Below are 12,169 nucleotides of genomic sequence, written 5' to 3'. Positions count from 1 at the left end.
TCAAATCCAGGAAGATCCTGATGACGATTTGCCGTACGTCTCACCACGGGCTACTAAACCCGATCACTGAACATTCAGCGACCGGCAAACCTTAGAGACGCCCATCCAGACGCACAAGCCGGCCGATTCTGGCGTAGCTGTAGGCAAGGTTACAAGGCACAAGCCCTATTGCCAGACCGGTCCTACAGCCTCTGTGGGACGATTCATTGGAATACCTTCCCACATTGGATCTGTGTGGCACTTGAAATCAGGCGTTTTCCAGCAGGTTATGCAATTCGACGAACTGCTGCGTCAGCTTATGCCGTGGGTCGAGGTGGATCAGCGGCTTGCTCTCCTGGTGCGACTCGCGCATGCGCACCGAGCTGGCCAGGTACACCGGCAGTACCGGCAGTCCTTCGGCAATCAGTTCATCCAGAATCTGCTGCGGCAGGCTGGCCCGGGCCTGAAACTGGTTAACCACGATACCTTCCACTTCCAGGCCTTCATTATGGTCTTCCTTCAGCTCTTCGATTTCAGCCAGCAGGCCATACAGGGCCTGGCGCGAAAAGCTGTCGCAATCGAAGGGGATCAGCACACGATCAGCCGCAATCAACGCCGAAACCGCATAGAAGTTCAACGCGGGTGGGGTGTCGAGGTAAATCCGGTCGTAATCCTCGCTCAACTCATCCAGCAGCTTTCGCAGCTTGTTGATCTTGTGCTTGGCTTCGAGCTTGGGCTGCAGGTCTGCCAGCTCGGCGGTGGCGGTGATGACGTGCAGGTTGTCGAACGGCGTTTCGTAGATATCCACCTTGTTCTTCTTCGAAAACGGCCCGGAAGACAACGTTTGCTTGAAAAAATCAGCGATCCCCATGGGGATATCTTCGCCCGTCAACCCGGTGAGGTACTGGGTCGAGTTGGCTTGCGCATCGAGGTCCACCAACAGGGTTCGATAACCTTCGCTGGCGCTGACCGCCGCCAGGTTGCAGGCGATGCTGGACTTGCCCACGCCGCCTTTTTGATTGAACACCACGCGCCGCATGGAAAAACCTCCGTGTATCAATGAATGACCGAGTGTAGAGCGCAAAAGCGCCAGTTAGCTACCTCGTTCATCCATACGCTGTGCCTGGCTCACAAATGAATGGGAAATCTCCGACAACCCAGCTCGGCCTTGCATCGCCGACAATCTGTAAATTCTTCCAACTTATTTGTGATCAATAGTGAACAAACTTTCACCACTATTTGCTAGAACCCCGCGGCACCGGGATAATGCGCGCCATTCGGCTATTGCTCTCTGTCCCGGAATCCGGGGCCATTGGCCGCACATGGAAGCCCGCAGGGGCGGGATAACTTCTCAGTGATCAACTTCAACATCGCCCAATGGCGCGCCTGGGCCCCTGGCCTTGAGAGTGCGCACGACTGGCACGCCTGGTGCCGGGACCCGGTGTTGCTGCCCGTCAGCGAAGCCTGCCCGGATGTGTCATTTCTGCCAGCTATGCAGCGCCGCCGCTTGAGCCGGCTGGCGCGCATGGCATTCAGCGTCGGCTGGCCGCTGGCCGAGGGCCTTGCAGAGCTGCCGCTGGTGTTCATTTCCCGCCACGGCGAAACCCCGCGCACCCTGGATATCCTCAGCGATTTGGCCAACGAGCAGCCGCTGTCGCCCACCCAGTTCAGCCTGTCGGTGCACAACGCGGTGATCGGCCTGTGGTCGATCCTGCGCAATGAAACCGCCGAGATGACTGCCCTCGCTGCCGTTGGCGATGGCCTGGAGCACGGCCTCCTGGAAGCCGCCGCATTGCTCAACGAAGGCGCCCCGGCGGTGCTGCTGGTGATCACTGAAGAACAGCCGCCCGAAGCCTACGCCGGCTGGATCCATGACGTACCTTTCCCCTATGCCCTCGGCCTGTTGCTGACACCGGGCGACGAGTGGCAGCTGGAACTCACCACCGGCACTGTCCAACCCTCCACCATCGCCCAGTGGCCCCACGCCCTGAACCTGCTGCGCACCCTGCTGACCGAACAGGGCGCCTGCCAACATGCCTGGAAGAACCGAGTATGGAACTGGCAACGCAAGCCCTGACCGACAAGCCTCGGGACGCCTATTACTGGCGCCTGTTCGCTACCGCCGCGAGCTTTTTCCTGTTCGGCGTGGGCGGGTTGTGCCTGCGTTTGCTGGTGTTTCCATTGCTCAGTTGCTTGCCGGGCAGTGCCGAACAGCACCAGCGCCGTGCACGTCACACCATCAGCCGGCTGTTCTGGTTCTTTGTGCGGTTGATGCAGCGTGTCGGCGTGCTGACCTACAGCGTGGAGGGCGCCGAAAAGCTCGGGCGTCCAGGGCAGATGATCGTTGCCAACCACCCGTCGCTGATCGATGTGGTGTTCCTGATCGGCCTGATGCGCCAGACCAACTGCGTGGTCAAGCAGAGCCTGTTCCAGAACCCCTTCACCCGCGGGCCGGTGCGTGATGCCGGCTACATCAGCAACGACGGCAGCGCCGACATGCTCGATGCGGCTGCCGACGCCCTGCGTGCCGGCCAGACCCTGATCATCTTTCCCGAAGGCACTCGCACCACACCCGGCGCGGCCCCCACCTTTCATCGCGGCGGCGCGGCCATTGCCCTGCGGGGTGCGACAATCATCACCCCGGTGGTGATCAAGGTCAGCCCCACCACCCTGACCAAGGCCGAACCCTGGTATCGCATCCCCAAACGTCGATTTCACTTCAGTTTGCGCGTGGGGGCCGATATAGAGCCACAAGCGTTTGCCGCGCTCGGCGCCGCGCCCCAGGCTTCACGCAAGCTCAACGATTACCTGCATCACTATTTCATTAAGGAGCTCGCCGAAGATGAGCGACCAACACCGCCTTGAGCACGACATAAAGACGCTGATCATCGAGGCCCTGGGCCTGGAAGACATCAGCGCCGACGACATTGGCAGCGACCAGACCCTGTTTGGCGAAGGCCTGGGCCTGGATTCGGTCGACGCCCTGGAATTGGGCCTGGCAATTCAGAAAAAGTACGGCATCAAAATCGATGCCGACGCCAAGGACACCCGCAATCACTTCACCAACGTGGCCAGCCTTGCGGCGTTCGTCACGGCCCGACAGGCAGCTTGAGACCGTACCATGCAAACTCGTGACGATATTTTCAACACCCTGCGCGATGCCTTGGTGGAACTGTTTGAACTGCCCCCGGAGCGCGTCACCCTCGACGCCAACCTGTATCAAGACCTGGAAATCGACAGCATCGACGCCGTGGACCTGATCGACCACATCAAGCGCCAGACCGGCAAGAAGATCGCCGCCGAAGAATTCAAGGCGGTGCGCACCGTGAACGACGTGGTTGAGGCGGTATACCGTCTGGTCCAGCCCGCCGCATGAGCCGGCTGATCGGCCTTGGCCTGTTGTTGGCGGGGCTGCTGTACCCCTTTGCGGTGTATTACGGCACCGAGCACTTTGCGCCGTGGCAATTCGGCCTGTTGCTGGGCAGCCTGTGGCTGTTGCGCGCCCTGACCGCTGGGCGGCGCCCGGGCAGCCGCTGGATGGCGGTGACGGTGATCGTGTTCTGCGTGCTGCTGGCCTGGTTCGATAACCCGCAGTGGCTGCGTTGGTACCCCAGCCTGGTCAGCGCATTCATGCTGGCGCTGTTCGGCCTGAGCCTGCAATACGGCCCGCCGATGGTCGAGCGCCTGGCTCGCATGACCGACCCGCACCTGCCGCCCCATGCGGTGGTGTATACCCGCCGGGTCACCGTGGTGTGGAGTGTGTTTTTTCTGTGTAATGGCCTGCTCGCCGCCGCGCTCACCCTGTGGGCGCCGCTGAGCTGGTGGACGTTGTACAACGGCCTGATCGCCTATGGGCTGATGGGGCTGTTGTTTGCCGTGGAATGGCTGGTACGACAAAGGGTTCGGGGCCGCGTATGAATGGGTTGAAACTTGAGCACTTGCTGCTTGAGCCGCTGCAAGATCGTTGGGTGACCACTGAGCCCGAGATGAACCACGCGCAATTATGGGAGCAGTCCCTTAGCCTGGCGGCGGGCCTGCAAGCCCGGGGTATCCAGCGCCTGGCCGTGCACCTGGAAGACGCCGGGCTGCTGGCGATTGCGCTGCTGGGCGCCTGGCGTGCCGGTGCGAGCGTGCTGCTGCCCGCCGACCTGCAGCCCCAGACGCGCCAACGCTGGGCCAATGGCGTGGACGCCTGGCTGGTCGAAGCCAGCGACCTGGACGCGCTGTATCAAACGCCCTTGGGCGCCGCCGCCCTCGACCTGGACACCTGCCAACTGAGCCTGTGCACCTCCGGCTCCAGCGGCGAGCCCAAGCGCATCGACAAGTCCCTGCGCCAGCTGGCCAATGAAGTGGAGGCGCTGGAAGCCCTGTGGGGCAAAGACCTCAAGGACGCCTGCATCATCGGCAGCGTCGCCACCCAGCACATCTACGGCTTGCTGTTTCGCGTGTTGTGGCCGCTGTGCGCAGGTCGCACCTTTGTGCGCAAGCAACTGGCGTTCCCCGAAGACATGCAGCGCGCCAGCCGCGAGCCCCCGCAATTTGCCTGGGTCGCCAGCCCGGCGCTGCTCAAACGCATGGGCGACAACCTCGACTGGCCGGCACTGAGCCAGGTTGCGCGGGTGTTTTCCTCCGGCGGTGCGTTGCCCGTTGAAGCTGCCGCCAGCCTGTACGACCGCTTGCAGCAATGGCCCACGGAAATCCTCGGCAGCTCGGAAACCGGCGGCATCGCCTGGCGCCAGGGCGCACAACCCTGGCAGCCGTTTGCCGACGTGCAACTGAGCCAGGATGCCGACGGCGCATTGCGTATCGCATCAAAGTACCTGCCCGAAGGGCACATCGAACAGACCGCCGACGCTGCACGCATCCATGCCGATGGCCGCTTTGAATTGCTGGGCCGCCTGGACCGTATCGTCAAGCTGGAAGAAAAACGTATCTCCCTGCCGATGCTCGAACAGGCGTTGATGACCCACCCCTGGGTCGCCGAAACCCGCCTGGGTGTGGTGCAGGAAAACCGCGCCTCCCTTGGCGCACTGGTGGTGCTCAGCAGCGATGGCCTGCATGCCCTGCGCAACCAGGGCCGGCGCACGCTCACCCAAACCCTGCGCCAGCACCTGAGCCAACACTGCGAAGCCCTGGCCCTGCCGCGTCGCTGGCGGTTGCTGCGCCAATTGCCGCTCAACAGCCAGGGCAAGCTGCCCCAGGCCGATATCGAAGCACTTCTGCTGGCTCCCCGGCCAAAAGCCCCCGAAGTGCTGGAGCAGGTCGAAGCCGATGGTGAATGGACCGTGCAACTGAGCGTCCCGCCGGACCTGGCCTATTTCAGCGGACACTTCCCGGTAACGCCGGTGCTGCCGGGCGTGGTGCAAGTGGAATGGGCGTTCAACCTGGGCCAGCAACTGCTCGATTTGCCGAGCACCTTCGCCGGCATGGAAGTGCTCAAGTTCCAGCAACTGGTGCGCCCGGGCGATCAGATTGAACTGCACCTGCGCTTTGACCGGGAACGCAGCAAGCTTTATTTCACCTACCGCAACGGCGTTGCCGCCTGTTCCAGCGGTCGCATACAGTTGGTGACTGCGAATGCATAACCCCTGCGCCCTGATTCCGGTGTACAACCACGAAACTGCCGTACCCGCCGTGGTCCGCAGCCTGCTGGGCAGCGGCTTGCCGTGCCTGCTGGTCGACGACGGCAGCAGCCCGGCCTGCGCAGCGGTGTTGGCGCAATTGGCCTCCCTCGACAACGTCACCCTGTTGACCCTGCCCAGCAACCAGGGCAAGGGCGGCGCAGTGATGGCCGGCTTTCGCGAAGCGGCGCGCCGGGGCTACACCCACGCCCTGCAAGTGGACGCCGACGGCCAGCACGACCTGCGTGAAGTCGAGACCTTTATCGACACCTCGCGCCGACACCCTGACGCCGTCATCTGCGGCTACCCCGAATACGACGACAGCGTGCCCAAAGGCCGTTTGTATGCGCGTTACCTGACCCACGTATGGGTGTGGATCAACACCCTGTCGTTGCAGATTCGCGACTCGATGTGCGGCTTTCGCGTGTACCCGCTGGCGCCAACCCTGGCCTTGATGGACTCGGCCTACATCGGCACCCACATGGATTTCGACTCGGACATCCTGGTGCGCCTGGCCTGGCGCAACCAACCGATGCGCTGGCTGCCGACCCAGGTGCACTACCCGGCCGACGGTTTGTCGCACTTTCGCTTGTTCCGCGACAACGTTCGCATCAGCGCCATGCACACGCGGCTGTTTTTCGGCATGTTGGTGCGTGCGCCGATGATCCTGTGGCGACGGTGGCAGGCATGAGCGACAGCACCAAGCACTGGGCCGACCGCGAGGAACGCGGCAGCTTCTGGCTGATGAAGCTCACGGCGCTCGCCGCAAAAATTCTGGGGCGTCGCCTGTTGAGCCCTTTGCTCTACAGCATCGTTTTCTACTTCTTTCTGTTTGGCCGCACGGCGCGCCACAGCGCCTGGCAATATCAACAGCGCCTGGCCCAATGGAGCGGGCGCGATGAACTGCTGCCCAGCCACCGGAAAGTCTTCGGCCAGTTCATGGCCTTCGCCGATTCCCTGCTCGACAAGCTCGACGTATGGAACGGCAAGCTGGGCCTGGAGCAGATCGAAATCAACGACCCGGCGCAATTGCGCGGGCAACTGCGTGGCGAACGCGGGCAGATGCTGGTGGGCGCGCACCTGGGCAACCTGGAAGTGTGCCGTGCACTGGCGGAGATCGGTGAACAGGTCACCATGAACGTGTTGGTGCACACCAAGCACGCCGAGCGTTTCAACCGCCTGCTGGGCGAAGCCGGGGCCAGCCATTTGCGCCTGATCCAGGTCAGCGAGCTGGACCCGGCCACCATGCTGCTGCTCAGCCAGCGCCTGGACGACGGCGAATGGCTGGCGATTGCCGGTGACCGCATACCGTTGCACGGTGGGCGCACGGTGCGCGTGGATTTTCTCGGCCACCCGGCTGCGTTCCCCCAAGGCCCGTGGCTGCTGGCCGGGCTGCTCAAATGCCCGGTCAACTTGCTGATGTGCCTCAAACACCAAGGCCGCTATCGCCTGACCATCGAGCCTTTCGCACCGTTGATCGAATGGAAGCGCAGCACCCGCGAGCAAGTGATTGCCGAGTGGACCGCCCGCTACGCCGCACGCCTGGGCCAGTTCTGCCTGCAAGCGCCCCAACAATGGTTCAACTTTTACACTTTCTGGAAGACCGATGACGACGCATCTTGAGCCGGTAACCTTTGGCGAACGCCCCTTGCGCATCGAAGACGTGCTGGCCCTGGCCAACCGTCAGGTGCCCACGCAATTGCAGGGTGATGCTGCCTATCGTCAGCGCATCGCCAAGGGCGCGCAGTTTCTCGACTCGCTGCTGGACAAGGAAGGCGTGATCTACGGCGTGACCACCGGCTACGGCGACTCCTGCGTGGTGGCGGTACCGCTGGAACACGTCGAAGCCTTGCCGCGTCACCTGTACACCTTTCACGGTTGCGGCCTGGGCAAGTTGCTCGACGCCCAAGCCACCCGCGCAGTATTGGCGGCGCGTTTGCAGTCGCTGTGCCATGGCGTGTCGGGCGTACGCGTGGAGCTGCTGGAACGTCTGCACGCCTTCCTTGAACACGATGTGCTGCCACTGATCCCGGAAGAAGGCTCGGTGGGCGCCAGCGGTGATCTGACGCCGCTGTCCTACGTGGCCGCGACCTTGTCCGGCGAACGTGAAGTGCTGTTTCGTGGCGAACGCCGCCCGGCGGCCGACGTGCACCGCGAACTGGGCTGGGAGCCTTTGGTGCTGCGCCCCAAGGAAGCCCTGGCCTTGATGAACGGCACCGCCGTGATGACTGGCCTGGCCTGCCTGGCTTTCGCCCGCGCCGACTACCTGCTGCACCTGGCCACACGCATCACCGCGCTCAATGTGGTGGCGCTGCAAGGCAACCCGGAACACTTCGACGAGCGCCTGTTCGCCGCCAAGCCGCACCCTGGGCAGATGCAAGTGGCCGCGTGGCTGCGCAACGACCTGGCGATCGATGCACCGACCGCGCCGCTGCATCGCTTGCAGGATCGCTACTCGCTGCGCTGCGCGCCCCATGTACTCGGCGTGTTGGCCGACAGCCTGAGCTGGCTGCGCTCGTTCATCGAGATCGAACTCAACAGCGCCAACGACAACCCGATCATCGACGCTGAAGAAGAACGCGTACTGCACGGCGGGCACTTCTACGGCGGGCATATCGCCTTCGCCATGGACAGCCTCAAGACCCTGGTGGCCAACGTCGCCGACCTGCTCGACCGCCAGCTCGCGCTGCTGGTGGACGTGCGCTACAACCACGGCCTGCCGAGCAACCTGTCGGGCGCACTGGCCGACCGCGCGATGATCAACCACGGCTTCAAGGCGGTGCAGATCGGCACCAGCGCCTGGACCGCCGAAGCGCTGAAAAACACTATGCCGGCCAGCGTGTTTTCGCGCTCCACCGAGTGCCACAACCAGGACAAGGTGAGCATGGGCACCATTGCCGCCCGCGATGCAATCCGCGTACTGGAGCTGACCGAACAAGTAGCCGCCGCCACCCTGCTCGCCGCCAACCAGGGTGTGTGGCTGCGCGCCCAAGCAGAAGATGCCCGAGCGCTGCCACCGGCACTGGCCGCAATGCACGCAGAATTGGCCATGGACTTCCCGCCAGTCATCGAAGACCGTGCCCTGGAAGGCGAACTGCGCCTGTGCCTGCAACGCATCGCCACGCAACACTGGAGGCTGCATGCGTAGCCCCGGCGTATTGCACTGCGACACGCAAATCCTCGTGCCGTTTTTCGATATCGACACCATGAACGTGGTGTGGCACGGGCACTACGTGAAATACCTGGAAGTGGCGCGCTGTGCGCTGCTGGACAAGATCGGCCATAACTACACGGCGATGCTCGAGTCCGGCTACGCCTGGCCGGTGATCGACATGCAGCTACGCTATGTACGTGGCGCGACCTTCGGTCAGACGCTCAATGTGCGTGCCAGCCTGGTGGAGTGGGAGAACCGTTTGAAGGTCAACTACCTGATCACTGACCTGGCGAGCGGCGAGCGTTTGACCCGCGCCAGCACCGTGCAGGTGGCGGTGCAAATCGCCAACCGCGAGATGCAACTTGCCTCGCCCACGATATTCACCGATGCCGTAGAAAGGGCCCTGAAATGCTGACCCCTGTGGGAGCGGGCTTGCCCGCGATGGTCGTTAACGATAACGCACGACGCCTGACACTACGCAGCGTCCTCAGGTTCTTCGCGGGCAAGCCCGCTCCCACAGGGATTGTGCTTATCCTGCTGTTGGGCGTTCCAGGCTTGGCCCAGGCTTTCGACTTGCAGCAGTTGAGCGATCAGCTTGCCAAACCCTCTGTCATGCACGGCAACTTCACCCAGGAAAAACACCTGCGCGCCCTGCCCCAGCCGCTGGTCAGCAAAGGCACCTTCGTGCTCGCCAAGGACCACGGCCTGTTATGGCTGCTCAAGACCCCGCTGCAACAGGACTACCGCATCACAGGCCAAGGCATAGCCCGGCGTGACGCCAATGGCTGGCAACCGCTGCCGAACAAGAGCGCCGGGGCCGAGCAGAATCGCCTGTTCCTCGCGGTGCTGCAGGGCGACAGCAGCGGCTTGCAGCGTGACTTCGAACTGCAACTGCAAGGCCAGGCCCACAACTGGAAGCTCACGCTGACCCCGCGCTCATTGCTGCTCAAGCAAGTGTTCACCCGGATCAATATCGACGGCGGCGAACTGGTGCAAACCATTGAGCTGCTGGAAACCCAGGGCGACAGCACTGTATTGCGTATGCAGGACAGCACGGCCGACCAACCCTTGAGCGATACGGAGCAACACGACTTTGCCCAGTGAGCGCCTGCTGCCGCGCCTGTTCCTGATCCTGCTGGTGGCCGTGCTGGCCCTGGCCGGCTGGCAGTGGCGCGATGGCGCGCCGTTGTCGGCCAACCTGATGGAACTGGTGCCGGGCAGTACGCCGGACGCCCTGGAACAGCAGGCCGAACAGCGTATGCAAGAACCGCTGAACCGCGAGATGCTGGTACTGGTGGGCCATGCCGACCGCCAGCAAGCACTGGCCGCGGCGCAGCAAATGGGCGAGCGTTGGCAGGCCAGCGGTCTGTTTGAACGGGTGCAATGGAACCTGCAAGCCGACTTGCCGGCGTTGCGCGAGCAACTGCTGCGCGGGCGCTTGTCGATGCTCTCGGCCAAGGACCGCGAGCAACTGATTGAGCAACCCGACGCCTTCATCCAGCAACGGGTGCAAGCACTGTTCGACCCGTTCACCGGCTTCAGCCTGGTGCCGAGCCAGGACGACTGGCTCGGCCTGACCGGGCGTATCCAGAACAGCCAGCCACAACACGGCGCGGTTCAGTTGGACATCGGCAGCGGCGCCTTGATCGCCGAAGCCGACGGCCAAAGCTGGGTGCTGGTGCGGGCACGCACCCACGGCAATGCCTTCGATATGAAATTGCCGTTGCAAGTGGCGGATTTGCTCCAGGCCAGCCGCGAGCAGGCTGGTGAGGACGGCGCGCAATTGCTCGCCGCCAGCGGCTTGCTCTACGCGGCCAATGGGCAGCAGCAAGCCACGCGGGAAATCACCTGGGTCGGCGGTGGCGCAACCATCGGCATCCTGTTGTTGCTGTTGCTGGCCTTCCGGCGCTGGAGGGTGTTGCTGGCCTTTGTGCCGGTGCTGGTGGGCATGCTGTTTGGCGCGGTGGCCTGCGTGGCGTTGTTTGGGCATATGCATGTGATGACCCTGGTACTGGGTTCCAGCCTGATCGGCGTGGCGGTGGATTACCCACTGCACTACCTGTCCAAAAGCTGGAGCCTGCAACCCTGGCGCAGTTGGCCGGCGTTGCGCCTGACCCTGCCGGGGCTGAGCCTGAGCCTGGCCACCAGTTGCATCGGCTATCTGGCGCTGGCCTGGACACCCTTCCCGGCGCTGACGCAAATCGCGGTGTTCTCCGCCGCCGGGCTGGTGGGGGCTTATTTGTGTGCGGTGTGCCTGCTGCCTGCGCTGCTCAAGGGCGTGGAGCTGCGTCCGGCGCAATGGCCGCTGCGTGTCGCCCAGGCCCTATGGCAACTGCGTACCGCCTTGATCAAACGCGTGCCCGGTTCAGTGCTGCTGGTGGCGGTGCTGGTGTTCTGCGCCGCCGGCCTGTGGCAGCTCAACAGCAAGAACGATATTCGCCAGTGGATCGGCGCGCCGCCGCAATTGCTCCAGGAAACACAGGCCGTAGCGCGCATCACCGGGTTCCAGCCCACCAGCCAGTTTTTCCTGGTGCGCGCAGATAATCAGCAGCAGTTGCTGGAACGCCAAGCCGCCTTGGGCAAACGCCTGGATCAGTTGGTGAACATGGACAAGCTCCAGGGTTACCTGGCGCTCAGTCAACTGGTGAACCTGCCCGAGGAGCAGCAACAACTGCGCGATGCGCTGAACACTCTGGCGCAGCACTGGCAACCGCTGCTGGACCTCGGCGTGCCCGTCAGTGCCCTGCAGGCTGAAGTCACGCAGTTGCAGGCGCTGCCCACTCAAGACATTGACGCAGCCCTGCAAGGCCCGCTGGCCGAACCCTGGCGCACGCTCTGGCTCGGCCCGGTCGACGGCGGCGTGGCGGCCATGGTCAGCCTGCAAGGCTTGAACAACCCGGCGTTGCTGCGGGTGCAGGCGCTGGATTTGCCCGGCGTGCAACTGGTCGATCGCCTGGGCGACCTGAACCGCGTGTTTGCCGACACGCAAATCAGCGCAGCCGAATTGAAGTTGCTGTCGTGCGTGCTGATCGTGCTGTTGCTGATTGTGCCCTTCGGTTTTGGCGGCGCCTTGCGTATCGTCGCCCTGCCCCTGCTGGCCGCGCTGTGCAGCCTGGCCAGCCTCGGCTGGCTGGGCCAGCCGCTGACCTTGTTCAGCCTGTTTGGCCTGTTGCTGGTCACGGCCATCAGCGTTGACTACGCGATCTTGATGCGCGAGCAGATCGGCGGCCCGGCCGTCAGCCTCTTGGGAACACTGCTGGCGGCGTTGACAACCTGGTTGTCGTTCGGCCTGCTGGCGGTGTCGAGTACACCGGCCGTGAGTAATTTCGGTTTATCGGTCAGCCTGGGCCTGGCATTCAGCTTTATGCTGGCGCCCTGGGCCGCCCAGCAGAAACACACCTTATGAATGCGATTA

The 12,169-nt window shown here is 63.3% G+C and carries 13 protein-coding genes; 12 read left to right on the top strand and 1 reads right to left on the bottom strand.

Annotated elements, in window-relative coordinates:
- Positions 1-247: 247 nt before the first annotated feature.
- Positions 248-1,018, bottom strand: a complete 771-nt coding sequence (locus IH404_RS03080) for a ParA family protein (RefSeq protein ID WP_032878281.1) — start codon at positions 1,016-1,018, stop codon at positions 248-250.
- A 315-nt stretch (positions 1,019-1,333) separates the two neighbouring features.
- On the opposite strand from IH404_RS03080, the gene IH404_RS03075 reads away from it, so the two are divergent.
- Genes IH404_RS03075 through IH404_RS03020 form a run of 12 tightly spaced genes read left to right on the top strand, consistent with a single transcriptional unit; the run spans position 1,334 to position 12,160 of the window.
- A complete protein-coding gene (locus IH404_RS03075; RefSeq protein WP_078820110.1) occupies positions 1,334-2,056 on the top strand; it encodes a beta-ketoacyl synthase chain length factor in 723 nt (240 codons plus the stop codon).
- Positions 2,032-2,844: a lysophospholipid acyltransferase family protein gene (locus IH404_RS03070; protein ID WP_194439924.1), complete on the top strand. Its 813-nt coding sequence runs from the start codon at positions 2,032-2,034 to the stop codon at positions 2,842-2,844. Before IH404_RS03075 ends, IH404_RS03070 begins: the two co-directional genes overlap by 25 nt.
- Complete coding sequence (locus IH404_RS03065; RefSeq protein WP_010563239.1) at positions 2,822-3,091, top strand: phosphopantetheine-binding protein; 270 nt, start codon at positions 2,822-2,824, stop codon at positions 3,089-3,091. Before IH404_RS03070 ends, IH404_RS03065 begins: the two co-directional genes overlap by 23 nt.
- A 9-nt stretch (positions 3,092-3,100) precedes the next feature.
- A complete protein-coding gene (locus IH404_RS03060) occupies positions 3,101-3,355 on the top strand; it encodes an acyl carrier protein (RefSeq protein ID WP_003187949.1) in 255 nt (84 codons plus the stop codon).
- Positions 3,352-3,897, top strand: coding sequence for a hypothetical protein (locus IH404_RS03055; RefSeq protein ID WP_194439922.1), 546 nt, complete (start codon positions 3,352-3,354; stop codon positions 3,895-3,897). The genes IH404_RS03060 and IH404_RS03055 overlap by 4 nt, the downstream gene beginning before the upstream one ends.
- Entirely contained in the window at positions 3,894-5,564 is a 1,671-nt protein-coding gene (locus tag IH404_RS03050) for an acyl-CoA synthetase family protein (RefSeq protein WP_194439921.1), read from the top strand. Before IH404_RS03055 ends, IH404_RS03050 begins: the two co-directional genes overlap by 4 nt.
- On the top strand, positions 5,557-6,291 hold the full coding sequence (locus IH404_RS03045; RefSeq protein WP_194439920.1) for a glycosyltransferase family 2 protein: 735 nt from the start codon (positions 5,557-5,559) through the stop codon (positions 6,289-6,291). The genes IH404_RS03050 and IH404_RS03045 overlap by 8 nt, the downstream gene beginning before the upstream one ends.
- Entirely contained in the window at positions 6,288-7,223 is a 936-nt protein-coding gene (locus IH404_RS03040) for a glycosyl transferase (protein ID WP_194439919.1), read from the top strand. Before IH404_RS03045 ends, IH404_RS03040 begins: the two co-directional genes overlap by 4 nt.
- The gene (locus IH404_RS03035; protein ID WP_194439918.1) at positions 7,207-8,748 is read left to right on the top strand and encodes an aromatic amino acid ammonia-lyase; all 1,542 of its coding nucleotides are present in this window, start codon (positions 7,207-7,209) and stop codon (positions 8,746-8,748) included. Before IH404_RS03040 ends, IH404_RS03035 begins: the two co-directional genes overlap by 17 nt.
- Positions 8,741-9,169 carry an acyl-CoA thioesterase gene (locus IH404_RS03030; protein ID WP_194439917.1) on the top strand — a complete coding sequence of 143 codons (429 nt, stop codon included), beginning with the start codon at positions 8,741-8,743 and terminating at the stop codon, positions 9,167-9,169. The genes IH404_RS03035 and IH404_RS03030 overlap by 8 nt, the downstream gene beginning before the upstream one ends.
- A 26-nt stretch (positions 9,170-9,195) precedes the next feature.
- Positions 9,196-9,858: an outer membrane lipoprotein carrier protein LolA gene (locus tag IH404_RS03025; protein WP_194440641.1), complete on the top strand. Its 663-nt coding sequence runs from the start codon at positions 9,196-9,198 to the stop codon at positions 9,856-9,858.
- Entirely contained in the window at positions 9,848-12,160 is a 2,313-nt protein-coding gene (locus IH404_RS03020) for an MMPL family transporter (RefSeq protein ID WP_194439916.1), read from the top strand. The genes IH404_RS03025 and IH404_RS03020 overlap by 11 nt, the downstream gene beginning before the upstream one ends.
- Positions 12,161-12,169: the final 9 nt, after the last annotated feature.

Source organism: Pseudomonas sp. OST1909, assembly GCF_015277575.1.
Taxonomy (GTDB): Bacteria; Pseudomonadota; Gammaproteobacteria; order Pseudomonadales; family Pseudomonadaceae; genus Aquipseudomonas; species Aquipseudomonas synxantha_A.
Note: the sequence above shows the minus strand (reverse complement) of the source record. Positions and strands in the feature narration are given on the sequence as shown.